At 56.8% G+C, this 17,101-nt stretch carries 18 protein-coding genes; 11 read left to right on the top strand and 7 right to left on the bottom strand.

Annotation, left to right across the window (positions count from 1 at the left end):
• Positions 1-10 precede the first annotated feature (10 nt).
• Entirely contained in the window at positions 11-466 is a 456-nt protein-coding gene (locus tag J7382_RS18380; RefSeq protein WP_209070440.1) for a YHS domain-containing (seleno)protein, read from the bottom strand.
• Between the two features lie 329 nt (positions 467-795).
• On the opposite strand from J7382_RS18380, the gene J7382_RS18375 reads away from it, so the two are divergent.
• A complete protein-coding gene (locus tag J7382_RS18375) occupies positions 796-1,560 on the top strand; it encodes a transporter substrate-binding domain-containing protein (RefSeq protein ID WP_209070439.1) in 765 nt (254 codons plus the stop codon).
• A 77-nt stretch (positions 1,561-1,637) separates the two neighbouring features.
• Here the strand turns inward: J7382_RS18375 and J7382_RS18370 are convergent, their stop codons facing one another.
• Complete coding sequence (locus J7382_RS18370; RefSeq protein WP_209070438.1) at positions 1,638-2,840, bottom strand: acetyl-CoA C-acyltransferase; 1,203 nt, start codon at positions 2,838-2,840, stop codon at positions 1,638-1,640.
• A gap of 78 nt (positions 2,841-2,918) precedes the next feature.
• Positions 2,919-3,368: a MaoC/PaaZ C-terminal domain-containing protein gene (locus tag J7382_RS18365; RefSeq protein WP_209070437.1), complete on the bottom strand. Its 450-nt coding sequence runs from the start codon at positions 3,366-3,368 to the stop codon at positions 2,919-2,921.
• Between the two features lie 262 nt (positions 3,369-3,630).
• Here J7382_RS18365 and J7382_RS18360 point away from each other — a divergent pair, with 262 nt between their 5' ends.
• From J7382_RS18360 to J7382_RS18315, 10 genes are all read left to right on the top strand, one after another.
• Positions 3,631-4,158 carry a carbon monoxide dehydrogenase subunit G gene (locus tag J7382_RS18360; protein ID WP_209070436.1) on the top strand — a complete coding sequence of 176 codons (528 nt, stop codon included), beginning with the start codon at positions 3,631-3,633 and terminating at the stop codon, positions 4,156-4,158.
• Positions 4,159-4,319: 161 nt separating this feature from the next.
• Positions 4,320-5,243, top strand: a complete 924-nt coding sequence (locus J7382_RS18355; RefSeq protein WP_209070435.1) for an ABC transporter ATP-binding protein — start codon at positions 4,320-4,322, stop codon at positions 5,241-5,243.
• Positions 5,240-6,001: an ABC transporter permease gene (locus J7382_RS18350; RefSeq protein WP_209070434.1), complete on the top strand. Its 762-nt coding sequence runs from the start codon at positions 5,240-5,242 to the stop codon at positions 5,999-6,001. The genes J7382_RS18355 and J7382_RS18350 overlap by 4 nt, the downstream gene beginning before the upstream one ends.
• Positions 6,002-6,101: 100 nt before the next feature.
• Positions 6,102-6,899 (top strand): S49 family peptidase, encoded by a 798-nt coding sequence (locus tag J7382_RS18345; protein ID WP_209070433.1) that lies wholly within the window; start codon positions 6,102-6,104, stop codon positions 6,897-6,899.
• Between the two features lie 178 nt (positions 6,900-7,077).
• A complete protein-coding gene (locus J7382_RS18340; protein ID WP_209070432.1) occupies positions 7,078-8,049 on the top strand; it encodes a calcium/sodium antiporter in 972 nt (323 codons plus the stop codon).
• 17 nt (positions 8,050-8,066) lie between these two features.
• Complete coding sequence (locus J7382_RS18335; protein WP_209070431.1) at positions 8,067-8,846, top strand: SDR family oxidoreductase; 780 nt, start codon at positions 8,067-8,069, stop codon at positions 8,844-8,846.
• Between the two features lie 343 nt (positions 8,847-9,189).
• Complete coding sequence (gene uvrC / locus J7382_RS18330; protein ID WP_209070430.1) at positions 9,190-11,064, top strand: excinuclease ABC subunit UvrC; 1,875 nt, start codon at positions 9,190-9,192, stop codon at positions 11,062-11,064.
• A 94-nt stretch (positions 11,065-11,158) separates the two neighbouring features.
• On the top strand, positions 11,159-11,818 hold the full coding sequence (pgsA, locus tag J7382_RS18325) for a CDP-diacylglycerol--glycerol-3-phosphate 3-phosphatidyltransferase (protein ID WP_209070429.1): 660 nt from the start codon (positions 11,159-11,161) through the stop codon (positions 11,816-11,818).
• Positions 11,819-11,823: 5 nt separating this feature from the next.
• Positions 11,824-12,069: a molybdopterin converting factor subunit 1 gene (gene moaD / locus J7382_RS18320; RefSeq protein ID WP_209070428.1), complete on the top strand. Its 246-nt coding sequence runs from the start codon at positions 11,824-11,826 to the stop codon at positions 12,067-12,069.
• Positions 12,070-12,079: 10 nt separating this feature from the next.
• Positions 12,080-12,523: a molybdenum cofactor biosynthesis protein MoaE gene (locus J7382_RS18315; protein ID WP_209070427.1), complete on the top strand. Its 444-nt coding sequence runs from the start codon at positions 12,080-12,082 to the stop codon at positions 12,521-12,523.
• 109 nt (positions 12,524-12,632) lie between these two features.
• Here the strand turns inward: J7382_RS18315 and J7382_RS18310 are convergent, their stop codons facing one another.
• The 4 genes from J7382_RS18310 to J7382_RS18295 all read right to left on the bottom strand — a co-directional run bounded on the left by J7382_RS18310 (position 12,633) and on the right by J7382_RS18295 (position 17,055).
• Positions 12,633-13,676 carry a glycosyltransferase family 2 protein gene (locus tag J7382_RS18310; protein ID WP_209070426.1) on the bottom strand — a complete coding sequence of 348 codons (1,044 nt, stop codon included), beginning with the start codon at positions 13,674-13,676 and terminating at the stop codon, positions 12,633-12,635.
• A 33-nt stretch (positions 13,677-13,709) separates the two neighbouring features.
• Positions 13,710-14,711 (bottom strand): hypothetical protein, encoded by a 1,002-nt coding sequence (locus J7382_RS18305; protein WP_209070425.1) that lies wholly within the window; start codon positions 14,709-14,711, stop codon positions 13,710-13,712.
• Between the two features lie 86 nt (positions 14,712-14,797).
• Positions 14,798-15,112 (bottom strand): hypothetical protein, encoded by a 315-nt coding sequence (locus J7382_RS18300; RefSeq protein WP_209070424.1) that lies wholly within the window; start codon positions 15,110-15,112, stop codon positions 14,798-14,800.
• Positions 15,109-17,055, bottom strand: coding sequence for an OmpA family protein (locus tag J7382_RS18295; protein ID WP_209070423.1), 1,947 nt, complete (start codon positions 17,053-17,055; stop codon positions 15,109-15,111). Before J7382_RS18295 ends, J7382_RS18300 begins: the two co-directional genes overlap by 4 nt.
• Between the last annotated feature and the right edge of the window lie 46 nt (positions 17,056-17,101).

Below are 17,101 nucleotides of genomic sequence, written 5' to 3'. Positions count from 1 at the left end.
TGGGCTGGGTTTATCCCAGAATGCCTGGCCAGTTTGCCAGCCCAGCTTTGATGTTGCCGGGGATATCCTGCCGCCAGAGCTCCATCGCGCGCAGATTAGCGTTCAGGTAAAGTTTGCCCTCATGGATGGTCCAGGCTTCGGGCACCGTTGGGGCGAGATAGCCTTTGGAGGCAGCGAAGGCGCAGTAGCCGCCAAAGACCGGAGCGTAGGCCTCGGGATTGGCTTCAAATTTCGAAGCATTCTTGGCGGAAGAGAAATGCCAGGTGGCGCCGTTCCAATCCACGCGGTGTTTTTCTTTGCCTTTGACGGGCTTTTTCTTGGTGAAATAGGCCACGGGATCGATTGCGTTGATGGCGATCGGGTTCTGGAACACCTGTGGCTCTGCGGCCAGAGCGGCTTTGGGTGCCAGAGCAAGAGCCAGCGGGGTTGCAGCAAAGAGGCCAAGAGCGGCGCGGCGAGTCAGCATGTCGTTTCTCCTTTTGGTTGGGACAAACATAAACGCGGGGCGCGGTCTGGGCAGGTGGGGTCACCGTGCTGTGAACAGGCGTGAATCAGGGGGTGAAATCCAGAGGTGTTTGAGTTTTGCGAGATGCTCGCAAGGAGTGTGCTTGGTCGGTGGGAGGACTTTCTCCGGATCGAGGTTTATTGACAGTTTTATCAGTGCGTTAGGGTGGGTGTGGATAATTTTCCGAAACTCCCCTTTTTGTCCGATGCGCCCGGTTACACAAAATTAAGCTGTGTGACCGAACGTTTCAGCGAGTTCGTCAATCACGCAAATTCATGGGGAAACTTGCAATGTTCACTCGTCTTTTCAGCGCAGCAGCGCTGGCCTGTGCCACAGCGGCCACTACTTTGTCGGCTGCGCCTATCAAATTGGTTCAGGATGAAGCCTATGCGCCTTACATGGGGCTCGAAAACGGCACAGCCACCGGAATCTGGGCAGATTTTATCGCCGAAGCCATGACCCGCATTGAAGGTGATTTTGAGGTGGTTGTGGAGGCGGTGCCATGGTCGCGCGCGGTCAACCTTGTGGAAAGCGGACAGGCGCATGGGTTGATTGGCACCTATTATCGTCCAGATGCACGCCCCTGGATCGGGACCTATTCAACCTCTCCGGTGACGGAAAAAGTGTCCGTCTATTGCCGTGAGGGTGTTGCACAGTCGGACTGGTCCTATCCAGAGGATTTCAAAGGGTTGACTTTTGGCAACAACGCGGGTTTTGGGACGCCGGGCAAAGCCTTCTTTGACATGGTGGCAGGTGGTTTGGTGACCCTGCAGGAGGCGCAGACCACCAAGCAGAACCTGATGAAGCTCGAGAAAGGGCGTATCGACTGCTACGTTCAGGAGCAGCTGGCGGCGGAGATTGTGATCAACGAAAACAACTTCTCCAATGTTGTACGCGTGCTGGATGCCTCTGCGGAGACCGCGCATATTGGTTTCCGTGCAGATTGGCAGGATGACGAATCTCAGAAGTTCATTGAAGCTTTCAACGCTGCGCTGCAATCCATGATGGATGACGGCACCGTGGAGAAGATCGTAGCGCGCACCATCGGTGGCTGACGTCCAGAAAACTATGAAAGAGACCACAGCGCTTGGATGAGCGCTGTGGTTTTAATTAGGCCTGTCAGAGCGTTGAGTTACAGAACCTCAAACAGACCCGCAGCCCCCATGCCGCCACCTACGCACATGGTGCAGACAACATATTTGACACCCCGACGTTTGCCTTCGATCAGCGCATGCCCCACCATCCGGGCGCCAGACATGCCATAGGGGTGACCGATGGAGATGGCCCCACCATTGACGTTAAGGATGTCGTTGGGGATGCCAAGTACGCGGGCGGAGTGCAGAACCTGACAGGCGAAGGCTTCATTGAGCTCCCAAAGGCCGATGTCGTCCATCTTCAACCCATGAGCGGCCAGCAGTTTGGGAACTGCGTGAATGGGGCCAATGCCCATTTCGTCTGGCTCCAGACCTGCAGCCATCACGCCGACATACCGGCCCAGCGGCGTCAGCCCCCGCTTTTCGGCTGTTTTGGCTTCCATGATCACAGAGGCAGAGGCCCCGTCTGAGAGTTGTGAGGCATTGCCTGCGGTGATGAACTTACCTTCTTTGATGGTCTGCCCATCTTTGAACACGGGGGAGAGGTTTTGCAGGTTTTCAAGCGTGGTTGAGGGGCGGTTGCCCTCGTCTTTGTCCAGCGTCACATCTCGAAAAGAGATCTCTTTGGTCTCTTTGTCCATCACTCCCATGGAGGAGGGCATGGGCACGATCTCATCGTCAAATTTGCCAGCTGCCTGCGCGGCTGCAGTGCGCTGCTGAGACTGAAGCGCGTAGGCATCCTGATCCTCGCGGCTCACGCCGTATCGGGCAGCCACGATCTCGGCAGTTTCGAGCATGGACATGTAGAGGGCGGGTTTTTGGGCCTTGATCCATGGGTCGCGGGCACGGTCGAGGCGCATTTTGTCGTTTTGCACCAGCGAGATGGATTCAACCCCACCGCCAACAGCAACATCCATGCCGTCGTGGAGCACCTGTTTGGCGGCCGTCGCAATCGCCATCATGCCAGAGGCACATTGGCGATCCAGGGACATGCCTGCGACCGATACGGGAAGGCCCGCGCGAATAGCGGCTTGACGCCCGATGTTACCGCCGCTTGAGCCCTGTTGCAGTGCTGCACCGATCACGCAATCCTGTACTTCGGATCCCTCAAGTCCGGCGCGGGACACGGCATGAGACACGGCGTGGCCAATGAGTTCCTGCGCCTGTGTGTTGTTAAATGCGCCGCGATAGGCTTTGCCAATGGGCGTGCGGGCGGTGGAAACAATGAGAGCGTCGCGCATGAAGGGTCCTCATGTGATGAACAGAGTGTGTGCTTTGGTCAGACCAGTTCCAGTTTAAGGGGGGCGTGGCCGCCTTGATCAGCTGGCCTGTGCCAGTGTGGCGGTGTCCTTTTCAAAGCGCAGGTTCTTCCATTGTGCGACCAGCGCGGGCTTTTCTTCACCTTTGATTTCAACCGTCACATTCCATTGTGTTTCGATCACGCCGGGCTGTGGCTCCGCATATTTTGCAAGGGTGAAGCGGCCCCGAATTTCCGCGCCGGCTTTGACTGGGGCGACAAAGCGTACACGGTCAAAGCCATAATTGATGCCAGTGCTTTCGGCCTCTGTGCGCGGCACGGCATCAGCGATCATTTGGGACAGCAAAGAAAGTGTGAGGAAGCTGGGAGCCACATCGGGTGCTGAGCTTTCTGGCTGCTCACCTGTTGCCTGCGCAAAAGCGGTGATCATGGATTGCTCAATTTGCACCCACTTGGAGAGGCCAAACTCACAACCCACACCATCTTCCAGCTTCAGAATTCGAGAAATCATTGTCGCGGCCTCCCAACCTCATCTGTGTAAATATGTATATTCCGCAATGCGAAAAATCATTTCACTTATCATCTAACTGACGGGATTCGGAGCTGTCTGTCAATATGTGGAATGATATTCCGCTATGCGGAATAGTATAAAATGGCTACGTTTTGCCGACGTTTCACTGGATGTAAGATGCAGGGCATTTACGACCTTGGTGCGCTTGCGGGCGCGCTCTGCGCCTCATAGGTTGGCGCAGCATCAGCCGGAGGACCCAGATATGCAGATGAGTGATCAAAGAGAAATTGCCGCCCCTGTGTCAGAGGTCTGGGCTGCTTTGCTGAGTGCTGAGACTCTTCTTGAGTGTGTGCCTGGTGCGAAAGAGGTGACGGGTAATGCAGAAGATGGGTTTGAAGCCACCGTGGTTCAGAAGGTGGGACCTGTGAAGGCGACCTTCAAAGGGCAGGTGGTGCTGTCCAATTTGGTGGTGGGTCAGAGCCTGACTTTGACCGGAGAGGGCAAAGGTGGGGCCGCAGGCTTTGCCAAGGGCGGTGCCAATGTCACGCTTGCAGAAAGCGCCGGAGGCACGTTGCTGAGCTATGATGTTGAAGCCAAAGTGGGCGGCAAGCTCGCGCAATTGGGTAGCCGCTTGATTGACGGGTTCGCCAAGAAAATGGCGGATCAGTTTTTCAGCAATTTCCAATCCGCGGTCGAAGGTCCTGCAGAGGACACGGCGACAGAGGCGGTGGGCGAGACTGAGGATGGCGGCGGCAAAAAGGGCCTGCTGAAGCGTTTGACGGGCGGCTGAACAGAGCCGAGCCTTCAATAGGGTGTTGTCATAAATCTCACGGCGTCTTGTCAGATCGTGTTTTTATGCACATGTCCCTCTGAAAATTTGTGCAATTGGCGCGGGCTTGTCAGGTGATAAGCTGCGCGGTTCCAGTTGTGGACGGCAGGAGGGAGCCGGCGGTGATCGTTGATATTCAGAATTTGCGCAAAACCTACAAAGGTGGGTTTGAGGCGCTCAAAGGTGTGAATCTGAGCATTGAAGAAGGCGAGATCCTCGCGCTTCTGGGGCCCAATGGCGCGGGGAAGACCACGTTGATTTCCACCATATGCGGCATCACCAACCCGAGCGCGGGCACGGTGCATGTGGGGGGGCATGACGTGGTGGCTGATTATCGTGCGGCGCGCGCGATGATTGGGCTGGTGCCGCAGGAGATCAATCTGGAGCCGTTCAACAAGGTGATTGACGTGGTCACCTATTCGCGGGGGCTGTTTGGTAAGCCGCGCAATCCGGCAAAGATTGAAGAGATCCTCAAGCAGCTGTCGTTGTGGGACAAGCGCAATGCGCGCGTGATGGAGTTGTCGGGTGGCATGAAGCGGCGGGTGCTGATTGCCAAGGCCCTGAGCCATGAGCCCAAGGTGCTGTTTCTGGATGAACCCACCGCCGGTGTGGATGTGGAACTGCGCAAGGACATGTGGGATGTGGTCGCCCAGCTCAAGGCGCAGGGCGTGACCATCATTCTGACCACGCATTACATCGAAGAAGCCGAGGCAATTGCCGATCGTGTGGGGGTGATCAATGGCGGGGCTTTGCTTCTGTTGGAGGAAAAGGCGGCGCTGATGGCGCGGCTGGGACAAAAAACGCTGATTGTTGAGTTGCAGGAGACCCTCACGGAAGTGCCCGAAGGGCTTGCGGCCTATGATCTCGAGCTTGTGCAGGGCGGGCAGGGACTGCGCTATACCTATGACACGCGGGGAGAAGGCACGGGCATCACCCGGCTGCTGCGTGACGTTGCCGAAGTGGGGCTGACCATGAAGGATCTGCAAACCAAACAATCCAGCCTTGAAGAGATTTTCGTGGGTCTTGTTTCGGAGGGCGCGGCATGAACTGGACAGCGGTTTGGGCGATTTACACCTCTGAAATGGTGCGGTTTTTCCGCACGATTGCGCAGAGTTTCATTTCTCCGGTGATTTCGACATCGCTCTATTTTGTGGTGTTTGGGGCCGCGATTGGCAGCCGGATTGATCAGGTGGAGGGCGTGAGCTATGGCGCGTTTATTGTGCCCGGTCTGATCATGCTGTCGGTGATGACGCAGGCCCTCTCTAATGCCTCGTTCGGGATATATTTTCCCAAGTTCATTGGCACGATCTATGAGCTTTTGAGTGCGCCCATCAGTTTTCTGGAGATTGTGCTGGGCTATGTGGGCGCGGCGGCCACCAAAGCGTTGTTCATCGGGGTGGTGATCCTCGCAACAGCGTCGCTGTTTGTGGATGTGCCAATCGCGCATCCCGGTGCGATGGTGCTGTTTCTGGTGCTGACCTGTCTGAGCTTTTCATTGTTTGGCTTCATCATTGGCATCTGGGCAGGCAACTTTGAGCAGTTGCAACTGATCCCGTTGCTGGTGGTGACACCTTTGGTGTTTTTGGGCGGATCTTTTTATTCGATCTCGATGCTGCCGCCAGTCTGGCAGAAGATCACGCTGTTCAACCCTGTTGTTTATCTGATTTCGGGATTCCGCTGGTCGTTCTTTGGCACCGCGGATGTGCCGATTGGCCTGAGTCTCTTAGCGATTGGCGGTTTTACGGCGCTGTGCCTTGGGGCGATCTGGTGGATCTTTAAGACCGGCTGGCGCATCCGCAGCTGATGGGGGCTGTGTAGGGTGCGCGTGATTTTTTGGTCTCAAAAACCGCTTTCATGGGGTGCTTGCCTTGTGAAATGCCCTAGCGCGTTCTACATCCGGTCTCATGAAACGCTTAAACCCATTTACCAAAAAAACGCCCGTGGTCGCTGTAGTGCGCCTTCAGGGTATGATTGCTGCGGGCAATCGCGGCCAGCTCAATGATGCCAGCCTCGCGCCGGTGCTTGAGCGTGCTTTTGCCAAGGGCAAGCCTGCGGCGGTGGCGTTGCAGATCAATTCCCCAGGGGGCAGCCCGGTACAAAGCTCTTTGATTGGTAGCCGAATTCGCCGGCTGGCGGCAGAGAAGGGCATTCCGGTGCTTGCATTTGTGGAAGACGTCGCCGCCTCTGGTGGCTATTGGCTTGCCACAGCAGCGGATGAGATCTACGCCGATGAGAGCTCCGTTGTGGGCTCTATTGGTGTGATTTCCGCAGGGTTTGGCGCAAATGTGCTCCTGTCGCGGCAGGGGGTGGAGCGGCGCGTCTATACGGCGGGAGAGAGCAAATCCATGCTGGATCCGTTTAAACCGGAGAACCCGGAGGATGTGGCGCGGCTCAAGCGGATGCTGACCCAGATCCATGAAACATTCATCACACATGTGAAGAGCCGCCGTGCCGGCAAGCTCCAAGAGGATCCTGAACTGTTCAGCGGAGAAATCTGGATTGGGGCCAAGGCCAAAGAGGTGGGGCTGATCGACGAGATCGGTCACCTTGTGCCTGTGCTGAAAGACCGGTTTGGCGAGAAGGTCAAATTCCGTCGCTACGGCGTGAAACGCTCCATGTGGCAGCGGTTTGGCGCAAGCTTTGCGCAGGACGCATTGGCTGGTGTCGAAGAACGTGCGCTCTATGCGCGGTTTGGCTTGTGAGATGCTGGTAAAAATCGTTTCTCTTTTCCTTGTTGGAATGGCTGTGTTGGCCATGTTCGGCAAGTTGAAGCTGCGCCTGCCGGGGCAGAAACGATTGCAATCCAAAAAATGTCCGAAATGCGGGCGCTTTCAAATAGGTAAGGGGCCGTGTCCTTGCCAAAAGACTACGGGGTAGCGCATGGAATGGTTGCTGGTATCACTTGGGCTCGTGATCCTTTTGTTGGCGGGCGACGCTCTGGTGCGTGGGGCGGTGAACCTGTCGCTGCGCATTGGTATTCCAGCGCTGATTGTCTCATTGACCATCGTGGCCTTTGGCACCTCGGCGCCTGAGCTTCTGATTTCCATTCAGGCGGCTTTGAAGAATGCTCCGGGCATTGCGATCGGCAATGTGGTGGGCTCCAATATCGCCAATATCCTTTTGGTGCTGGGGGTGCCTGCGTTGCTGGCGCCGATTCATACCAGTCACTGCAACTCCAAGCGCAACTACATGTTGATGCTGGCCGCCTCTGTGTTGTTCATCGCGTTGGCGGCTGACGGCTTCTTCCGGCTTGGCAATGGCCTGGTGCTTTTGACGGCGCTGACCTTTGTTTTGGGCAGTGCGGTCTATCAGGCACGTTGTCACAAGAAAGCGGAAGCTGCCGCTGATGCGGCCATGGCAGAGACCGCCATGGAGGAGGAAGAGGTCGAGGGCGCAGATCCCGATATGCCGTGGTGGCGCATCATTGTGTTCCTGCTGCTTGGTCTTGTGGGACTGCCGCTGGGTGCGGATCTGATGGTGGACAATGCCGAGATTATCGCCCGCCGCTATGGGGTGAGTGACACGGTGATCGGCCTGACGCTGATTGCGCTGGGCACGTCTTTGCCGGAACTCGCCACAACGGTGATGGCGGCGCTGCGCCGTCAGGCAGATGTGGCGCTGGGCAATGTGATTGGCTCCAACATGTTCAATCTGCTGGCAATCATTGGGGTGACAGCAGTTATTCATCCGATCCGTGTGGATCCGGACTTTTTTGAGTTCGATTTCTGGGTGATGCTGGCTGCGTCTTTGATGCTGATCCCATTTGTTTTCTTCCGTCGCGACATTACACGCATCTGGGGCGCGGTTTTGACCGTATTGTATGTAACTTACATCTTGATCACCCTGACCTAATCCAACTGGAGACTGATATGGCGCGGGCATTGGTAACTGGCGCCGGACAGCGGCTTGGACAGGCAATGGCAATTTACTTGGCGCAGCGCGGCTTTGATGTGGCCGTGCATTATGCCAGTTCCGATGCGGGGGCAGAGGCCACATGTGCCGCGATCAGCGCGGCCGGTGGCGTGGCTGTGCCACTACAGGCGGATCTTTTGCAGGAGGCAGAGACGCAAGCGCTTTTGCCGCGCAGCGCAGAGGCCTTGGGTGGGCCGATCACTTGTCTTGTGAACAATGCCTCAATTTTTGAGCCGGACGCTCTGCAAACCGCAACTCGGAACAGTTGGGACCGTCATATCGAAAGCAATCTGCGGGCGCCTTTTGTGCTGATGCAAGCAATGGCTTCGCAGGGGCTCTCAGCGCGGGCGGATGCCTCAGGAGAGCCGGTGGCCAGCGGGCTGGTGGTCAATATGCTGGATCAGCGTGTGCGCAAGCTTACGCCGGAGTTCTCATCGTATACGCTGGCCAAAATGGGGCTCTGGGCGTTGACGCAGACCGGCGCGCAGTCGCTGGCGCCCCATCTGCGGGTGAATGCCATCGGGCCGGGGCCGACTCTGCAGGGGGCCCGCCAGACGCCGCAGGATTTTGCAGAGCAGCGCGCGAGTACGATTTTGGGGCGGGGGGCCAATCTAGACGACATCACAGCGGCGCTGGGATACCTGCTGGATGCGCAGGCGGTGACCGGACAATTGATCTGTGTCGACGGGGGGCAGAGCCTTGCCTGGCAGACGCCGGACACCTTCGGCGCGGAGTGATTTGGCCGGGCTTGCGGCAGAGCGTTTGACCTATGAGATACGGGGTAAAAAACGCATGTGCGCCGCAAGTTTTGCACCGTTCACAGTTCTGTCACGAAATCTTTATTTTTTCTTAATGTTTTCAATAATTTGAAAGCGGCATAAAAAAATATCATTTAAATTCAGGCACTTGAGAAATTGCCTATTTTTTAGTCAGATTGAGGTTTTGGGTGAAAAATAACGGAAATTCCGCTGTCTGAAAAAGTTGTCTCCAGACTTATCCACAGTTTCGGTGGATTTGTTTTGACTTGCGCAACAGGGCTCAAGATTGCAGCCGAGGCGAAAGAATCATATCTGGTAAGTCATGGCATCTGAAAACGACACCGACCCCACTGGCCCGACCGGGCATGCGTGTATCCAAGCGTACTTAAAAACGCTTGATGGCTCGCCCGGAGTCTATCGGATGTTGGATGCGCAGGCGCGGGTTCTTTACGTTGGAAAAGCGCGCAATCTGCGGGCGCGCGTGTCCAATTATGCGCGACCCAGCGGGCATTCGGGGCGGATTGCCCGGATGATCTCGGAAACCGCGTCGATGATGTTTTTGACCACGAAAACGGAAACCGAGGCGCTGCTGCTGGAGCAGAACCTGATTAAGCAGCTCAAGCCGAAGTACAACGTGCTGTTGCGCGATGACAAAAGCTTTCCGAATATTCTGGTGTCCCGCAGCCATGGGTTTCCGCAGATCAAGAAGCATCGTGGTGCCAAGAAAGAAAAGGGCCACTACTATGGCCCCTTTGCCAATGCAGGCGCGGTGACGCGCACGCTCAGTCAGCTTCAGAAGGTTTTTCTGTTGCGTAATTGTTCGGATGCGCAGTTTGAAAGCCGCACGCGCCCCTGTCTGCTCTATCAGATCAAACGTTGTTCCGGCCCCTGTGTGGGCAAGATCTCTGAGGCGGATTACGCGGAGAGTGTGAAGGACGCGGAGCGCTTTCTGTCCGGGCGTTCCACGCAGGTGCAGGAAACGCTGGCAGAGCAGATGATGGCGGCCTCTGAGGCGATGGAGTTTGAGAAGGCCGCTGCGCTGCGTGATCGTATTCGAGCGCTGACCTCTGTGCAGACCGCACAGGGCATCAATCCCCGCGGTGTGGCGGAGGCTGATGTGGTGGCCTTGCATCTGGAGCAGGGGCAGGCCTGTGTGCAGGTGTTTTTTATCCGGGCTCATCAGAATTGGGGCAATCAGGATTACTACCCACGTGTGGGCGTGGATGTGGAAGCGGCCGAGGTGTTGGAAGCCTTTGTAGGGCAGTTTTATGATGGCAAAGAGCCGCCGCGCCAGGTGATCCTGTCCCACCCGATTGAAAACGCAGAGCTTATGGCGGAGGCGCTGGGGTCTAAGGCGGGGCGCAAGGTTGAGGTCAGCGTGCCCCAGCGCGGGGAGAAGGCGGAGCTTGTGGCGGGCGCGGCACGGAATGCGCGGGAAAGTCTCGCCCGAAAGATGAGTGAGACCGCCACGCAGGCTAAGCTTTTGCGCGGGGTTGCTGAGGCCTTTGATCTGGACGGGCCGCCGCAGCGGATCGAAGTCTATGACAACAGCCACATTCAGGGCACCAATGCGGTGGGCGGCATGATTGTGGCCGGGCCGGAAGGCTTCATGAAAAACAGCTATCGCAAGTTCAACATCAAAGGGGATGATCTGACCCCCGGAGATGACTTTGGCATGATGAAAGAGGTGCTGACCCGGCGGTTCAAACGTTTGCTGAAAGAAGATCCGGATCGCGACAAGGGGCTGTGGCCGGACCTTCTGTTGATTGACGGTGGCGCGGGGCAGGTGAGCGCCGTGCGTGAGATTATGGAAGACTTTGGCGTGGAGGATGTGCCCATGGTGGGCGTGGCCAAAGGGGTGGACCGCGATCACGGCAAAGAGGAATTTCACCGTGTGGGGCAGGCGGTTATGGCCTTGCGGCGCAATGATCCCGTGCTCTATTTTATCCAGCGTTTGCGGGATGAAGCCCATAGATTTGCCATTGGCACGCATCGGGCCAAACGTGCCAAGGCCATAGGCGCTACGCCGCTTGACGATGTGCCCGGGGTTGGTGCGACACGTAAGCGCGCACTTCTGGCGCATTTTGGCAGCGCCAAGGCGGTGAGCCGGGCCAATCTGGCGGATCTGAAGGCTGTGGATGGAGTTTCTGACAAATTGGCAGAAGTGATCTACGATTTTTTTCATGATGGGGGCTAGCTCTGGCCTTTGGGGTGTTGCCGGAGAAGGCTGTGCCAATAGAAAGCGGCGCTCTGGGCTTCCTGTTGGGCGCAAAACCGCTTAGGAACGTCTCATGACCTGGACCATTCCCAATATTCTCTCTGTGCTTCGCCTGATTGCCGCGCCCATGATTGCGGTGATGTTCCTCTATTTCGAACGTCCCTACGCGGATTGGTTTGCCTTGATGCTGTTTATGGTGGCCTCAATCACCGATTGGTTTGACGGCTATCTGGCGCGGGCCTGGGGGCAGGAAACCCGTTTGGGGGCGATGATCGATCCGATCGCGGACAAAGCTATGGTGGTGATCGCGCTGATGGTGATCGTGGGCTATTCCTCTATGTCGCCTTGGCTGGTGCTGCCGGCGACGGTGATCCTGTTTCGGGAAGTCTTTGTCTCTGGCCTGCGCGAATTTCTTGGCGAAGTGGCGGGTACACTGAAAGTGACCAAGCTCGCAAAATGGAAAACGGCGACGCAAATGGTTGCGATTGCTTTCCTATTTGGACAGGGCGTGTTCGAGCACTATCTTGGTATGTCGGCCTGGGGGATGGATCAGGCGCTGGTTGATCAGGTGATGCTGGGGCAGGTTGAGGACCTTCAGGGCCTGCGTTGGAAACATAGCGGGATGGTCTGGTCCGGCTGGATAGGACTTTGGTTGCTCTGGTTGGCGGCGGCGCTGACGGCTATCACGGGCGTCGACTATTTCAACAAGGCCAAGCCGCATCTGAAGGATTGATCGCGATGGATGTTCTCTACTTTGCCTGGGTGCGCGAACGCATTGGCATTCCTAAGGAAACACTGACGACCGAAGCCAAGACCGTGAAGGACCTGGTGGAGGAGTTGAAGCTGCGGGAGGAGCGCTATGTGGTGGCTTTCAGCGATTTGAGTGCGCTGCGTGTGGCGGTGGATCAGGAGCTGACGGATTTTGACGCCGCGCTGGACGGTGTGCGGGAAGTGGCATTTTTCCCACCAATGACAGGCGGTTAAGGAGAGCGCCATGCGTGTTCTTGTGCAGGAAGAGGCCTTTGATTTTGGTCGCGAGGCGCAAGCCTTTGCCAGCGGTCACAGCAATATGGGCGCGATTGTCACCTTCACCGGTGTGGTGCGGGACAGTGACAAGGGCGGCATGGAGCGGATGGTGATCGAGCACTATCCGGGCATGACGCAGAAAGCCTTGGAAACCATCGCCAAAGACGCCGTAAGCCGTTGGGATCTGGGCGATGTTCTGGTCATTCACCGCCATGGAGAGCTGCGCCCGGGTGACATGATCATGATGGTCGCAACCGCCGCGCGCCATAGGGTCAACGCCTTTGAAGCGGCTGAGTTCCTGATGGATTACCTGAAATCCCGTGCGCCCTTTTGGAAGAAGGAATATGGCGCAGATGGCGCGGAATGGGTGGCCGCCAAAGATGAGGATGAGGACGCACTGAGCCGCTGGTGATGACGGCGTGTTCATCTTTTAAAGCGGCCTGAAACAGCGTTGGTATCGCGTCTGTATTCCAACGGTAACGCGTTGGTGCCGAGCACCCTGCGTGCGAGACTGAGATGTGTTATTCTGCAGACCGCTGCCTTGAGATGCCAAAAGTATTTCCGGTGCGCTCAAAGTCTTGATATCCGGTGAAGCGTACTGATTTGCGATAAAGAAAGCTGGGATTTCCCGTGCGCATCGCTTCTAGGAGTTTACCCAGATCATTGTATTCCCGTCCTCCGTTGGTGTTACCACCGGTTGTCTGGGCGCGGATGATACGTTCAGCGACAGAGCCGTTAAACTTGTAGTGGCGCAGCGGCAATAGCACGTCTTTGGAGGTCGGTAGGCTGACCTCATGAGCGTTGTAAAAGCGATCTCCTATAGACCAGTGAAACAGAATGGGTTTGCGAATGTTATTGTAGCGCTTCGGGGGAAGTTGGAGCAGTCGGCGAATTTTGCCGCTGCTGCCTTTGCTTTTTGCATTCAGGCCATGTTGATCCAACAGCCGCGCCCGACTCCCCGGATGTCTCAGTTTTGGAGGCTTCGCCTGTCTGAGGCGCATATGTGGCTGGCCATCAAAGAACCAAGGTTTGGTTTGATCTAACGTCTCATCTAGGGCCATCTTTTGGAGATCAGAAACGGTTGCGGGGTACATATCCAACATGGCTGACCAAATTGCCCGGCCTTTGTTCGGATTCAAAAGGCCGGCTAACTCGGAAAGCTGCATGTTTCCCGGCAGATCAAGAAACTCATCTGCGTCCAGATGCAGAGACCATGTGCCTGTATTGTATTGTTCCAGCAAAGCCATGCGCCAGAGCAGTTCTACCCTTTGGTGTGGCAGGGAAAGTGCCGCTGCTTCCTCAGGGGGTATCTTATCCCCATACTTGTACGAGCTCTTTACCACCATAACGTCAGATTGCGCTGCCAGATACTCCGTGGTGCCGTCCGTTGAGCGGTCATCCACAAAGATAAAGCGTTTCACGCCTAACGCTCTGTAGTGGGCCAAAAAAGGCGGTAAGAAGTACATCTCATTGTGCACCAAGCCCGTCAGGGTAAAGCCGTTCACATGTGACAGATCATTGGATACGACTTTGAAGTCCGCATATTTTTGAAGAATAGGATGCATGCTGATTTGGCGACTTTGGGGGTTGCTGAACGATCAATGCGTGTGTTGCGTGAGCGAGAGTTTGTCGGTGCACCAGTTCGAGAATGTTTTTGCTGCGATTTGCGCGTAGTGATCAGGATCCGCAAAGTTCTCGAGAAAAGGAAGGTCTTTCAGGATCGGCGCCAGATGCGCCCTTTCGGTGGTGTTGTCAAACTTGAAGCCGGTTTCACACACGAAGATTTCGCCGGTGTTATGTGCGATCACTATGTCATGGCCTGAAAAGCAAGGACCAGTTGCATGGAATACGCGCTTGGCAATTTCTTTAAGTTCTTCTTGGTTCTGTTCGACAAGCTCTTGGTAGAGATGTTCAAGAAGTTTTGGATTGAGCACGTTTGTGACGCCACGTGCGACCGGGCTGCCCATGTTCGTGGGGTATGCGCGTACAAGCGTTACAAGTATTTCGTCTGCAACGCAGGCGAGTCGTACGGATGTATAAAAGGCAGTTGCGTTGTAATACCGCGTGGTGTCGACAAAGGCGCGGTTATAACGTTCCGCATCCAGACCAGTTGATGCCTTTAGCAATTCCACGCCACTGGAATTGCACCCAAATCGCGTATTACTGAACACCTGTTCATCTTGGGCTGGTGGTGGCGGCATGGGCACACCGAACCGTGTGAGATGATCCAGAGCCTTTTGTTTATCTGAAATCAAAGCACCGGTTTTGGCGCTGTTGAAAACGATCGCCGCCTGTTGCTCTGCCTCCCGCATCGCAGGGGTGTCAATGTTGTGATGGTCTTCGCCATAGAGATTGATCAAAACACTGTTTTGGTAGCGCGCGAGAGTCCGTTTGATCTGAGCTATGGACGTGCAAAAATGCGTTGCCCAGCCAAGTCTGCGCAGTGTGCGACAAAACACCGGCAGGAAGTCTTTGGATCCCTTGCCATTGGCGTTAATGCAACCGGATGTGATGCATCCAATGACAACATGTCCGATGGGCGTGCTTGGCTGAGGAACTCCGCCCAAAGAGACCTTTGAAAGGCTGCGTCTGAATTCCATAGCCTTTAATTCACGTCGTATTCTACCCATTATGGACGATCCCTTTTACTGGTTGTTTGATGAATAGTTGCACAGGTTTTCAAGGGTTAACGTTCAATTTGGGCGCGCAGTTCTTCGGTTTCTTGGCGCGCGTCGCGCAGGCCGTCCATGGCGGCGCGCAGCTCTGCTTCGGTCTGGGTCAACTGGTTGGTCAGCTCGGCTTCGCGTTGTTGCAGGTAGGTGATCGCCTGATCGCGAGTCTCTTCGGCTTCGTGCAGTTCTTGGCTCATACGCTCCAGCTGATCCACATCGGATTGTGCCACGCGGGTGAAGCGATGCACCAGCCAATTGGCAAACCAGCCCATGCAGAAGGCCACAAATAGGATCACGGCTGTGGTCAGAATGAACTCGATGCGTGTCATTGGTCTTGGGCCTCCTCGCCGTCTTCCTGCGCGGCGTTGTCTGTGGATGGTGTGGCGGGTGCTGCCTCAGCTGCCGGGGTGTCTGTCGTTCCCGCATTTTCTGCTTCTGCTGGCGGGGGCGTTTCACCCTCTGGCAGCAGGCGGATAAATTCGATGCGGCGGTTGGCTTCGCGGCCTGCTTCGGTGCCGTTGTCCGCAATCGGCTGGCTTTCGCCATAGCCCGTGGCTTGGAAGCCTTTTGTCAACACTCGGCGATCCTGCAGTGCCGTCAGGACGGCCTGAGCGCGGGTTTGTGACAGGGCGAGGTTCATGCTCTCGCGGCCCTGGCTGTCGGTGTGTCCCTGAATTTCCAGACGCAGATCCGGGCAGAGATCAAGCTGTTCGGCCAGCTGTGCAATGATGGCATCGGCGCTGGCGTCCAGCGTGCCTTTGCCGGGTTCAAAGGCAATCTTGGTCTCATCCTGCAGGCTCTGAATGGCGGCCATGCATTCTTCTGCGGTGGGCAGCGCGGCAAGTGGGTCAAGCGCCTCTTCATAGGTGACGTTGATTGCAAAGTGATCGGTCTGGCTGAGCTTGTCGGCGAGGATCTGCGCGATGCGGGCATTGGCCTCTGTGTTGCCGGTGCGGCCGGTGACTGCCACGGAGTCCGGTGTTACGGTCAGCACACCATTGTGCAGGAAGGAGAGCGCATCGAGCCCGGCCATGACACGGAAGGGCCATGAGGCGGGCAGGGTTTCATCCAGACGGGTGGCCATATGCACCGTGTCTGTGCCAAAGCGGGCACGGGCGTAGCTGTCTGTGGTGTCACGCGCGATGTCATTGGGCAGGCGGCCCCGCAGTTGTAGCAGGCCTTCGGGGCTGAGTGTGGCGGTGAACTCCTGAACCACGGTGGCCCCGTCTTCTGTTTCCGGTGTGGGGGGCAGGATGGCCAGCAGGGCGAAGGCCTCTGGCAGACGGCCTTCCAGTTCGCCAACGATGCGATCAAACAGGGCCTGATCTGTGCCCATGGGGGCCGTGAGTGTGATGTCGGCATCTGAGAAGGTGATGCTGCCGCCGCCGATCTCGCTCAGGCTTTCGATGGACATCGCAACCGCATCGGACCAGCGTGTGGAGGGTACGCCAAGGCCGATAATGCACTTGGCATTCTGTGCGGCACCCGCCGCGCGGGCGGCGGTGAGAATACGGGCGCGGGCCTTGTCTGTGTCTGCGGAGCAGGCATCAAACCGCGCACCGGTCTCATCAATCAGAAAGCGCAGGGTGAAGGGCGTGATCACTGGGCGTGGGGCAGAAATTGCCAGATCGACTTCCAGACCGGGAGGGGCATTGCGCAGCAGGTCGTTTTCCAGAATGGCGCGGTCTTCGGCGCTGTCGGCCATGGCGGTGATTTGCACGCGTTGTGCCTGCACCGAAATTTTGGAGCGGGGCAGTTCCTCAAGAGCGGAGAGGGCGTAGGCGGTGGCGCGGCCCCAGCCCCGCGGTGCGGTGTAATCGGCGGTTTCCAGCAGGTCTGCCACATTGGCGGTGCCTGCGATGGCTTCCAAATCTTGCAGCATGCGGGCGCGATCGGCGCTTTGTGGGATCAGGCCAATCAGGGAGATGCCCGCGTCATTGCGCAGAATTTCCACGGAAAAGCGTGGTGGAGCAATCGCAGCAGTGGCGGGGACCTGCATATTGTCGATCACGCGGGCCGCATCAACGATGCTCCCGGCGGCAGAGATCGCGCGGAAACGGTCCGCTTCAGAAGGGGCGACCCCTGCGAGGAAGATTTGCAGACCTTCGGCATGCACTTCGGCCCAGTCCATGCCTTTCATGGTGAGGCCTCGCTCTACCGCGGAGCGGGAGGTGTCTTCGATCAGATCAGCAGAGAGGCTTGCGGCCACCAGCGACAACAGCCCGGCTGTTGCAAAGGTGGAGAAGAGGATCAGGAGTGAGGAAAGTCGCATTCAGAAGTGAGGCCCGGACAGTGGTGCGAGGTTGATACGCCCTCAG

Origin of the sequence: Shimia sp. R11_0 (assembly GCF_017744035.1) — a bacterium.
Lineage (GTDB): Bacteria > Pseudomonadota > Alphaproteobacteria > Rhodobacterales > Rhodobacteraceae > Shimia > Shimia marina.
Note: the sequence above shows the minus strand (reverse complement) of the source record. Positions and strands in the feature narration are given on the sequence as shown.

Bases quoted from the DNA above. Each gene is read 5' to 3' on its own strand.
- J7382_RS18380 (WP_209070440.1), bottom strand. From the start codon at position 466: ATGCTGACTCGCCGCGCCGCTCTTGGCCTCTTTGCTGCAACCCCGCTG.
- J7382_RS18375 (WP_209070439.1), top strand. From the start codon at position 796: ATGTTCACTCGTCTTTTCAGCGCAGCAGCGCTGGCCTGTGCCACAGCG.
- J7382_RS18370 (WP_209070438.1), bottom strand. From the start codon at position 2,840: ATGCGCGACGCTCTCATTGTTTCCACCGCCCGCACGCCCATTGGCAAA.
- J7382_RS18365 (WP_209070437.1), bottom strand. From the start codon at position 3,368: ATGATTTCTCGAATTCTGAAGCTGGAAGATGGTGTGGGTTGTGAGTTT.
- J7382_RS18360 (WP_209070436.1), top strand. From the start codon at position 3,631: ATGCAGATGAGTGATCAAAGAGAAATTGCCGCCCCTGTGTCAGAGGTC.
- J7382_RS18350 (WP_209070434.1), top strand. From the start codon at position 5,240: ATGAACTGGACAGCGGTTTGGGCGATTTACACCTCTGAAATGGTGCGG.
- J7382_RS18345 (WP_209070433.1), top strand. From the start codon at position 6,102: ATGAAACGCTTAAACCCATTTACCAAAAAAACGCCCGTGGTCGCTGTA.
- J7382_RS18340 (WP_209070432.1), top strand. From the start codon at position 7,078: ATGGAATGGTTGCTGGTATCACTTGGGCTCGTGATCCTTTTGTTGGCG.
- J7382_RS18335 (WP_209070431.1), top strand. From the start codon at position 8,067: ATGGCGCGGGCATTGGTAACTGGCGCCGGACAGCGGCTTGGACAGGCA.
- uvrC (WP_209070430.1), top strand. From the start codon at position 9,190: ATGGCATCTGAAAACGACACCGACCCCACTGGCCCGACCGGGCATGCG.
- pgsA (WP_209070429.1), top strand. From the start codon at position 11,159: ATGACCTGGACCATTCCCAATATTCTCTCTGTGCTTCGCCTGATTGCC.
- moaD (WP_209070428.1), top strand. From the start codon at position 11,824: ATGGATGTTCTCTACTTTGCCTGGGTGCGCGAACGCATTGGCATTCCT.
- J7382_RS18315 (WP_209070427.1), top strand. From the start codon at position 12,080: ATGCGTGTTCTTGTGCAGGAAGAGGCCTTTGATTTTGGTCGCGAGGCG.
- J7382_RS18310 (WP_209070426.1), bottom strand. From the start codon at position 13,676: ATGCATCCTATTCTTCAAAAATATGCGGACTTCAAAGTCGTATCCAAT.
- J7382_RS18305 (WP_209070425.1), bottom strand. From the start codon at position 14,711: ATGGAATTCAGACGCAGCCTTTCAAAGGTCTCTTTGGGCGGAGTTCCT.
- J7382_RS18300 (WP_209070424.1), bottom strand. From the start codon at position 15,112: ATGACACGCATCGAGTTCATTCTGACCACAGCCGTGATCCTATTTGTG.
- J7382_RS18295 (WP_209070423.1), bottom strand. From the start codon at position 17,055: ATGCGACTTTCCTCACTCCTGATCCTCTTCTCCACCTTTGCAACAGCC.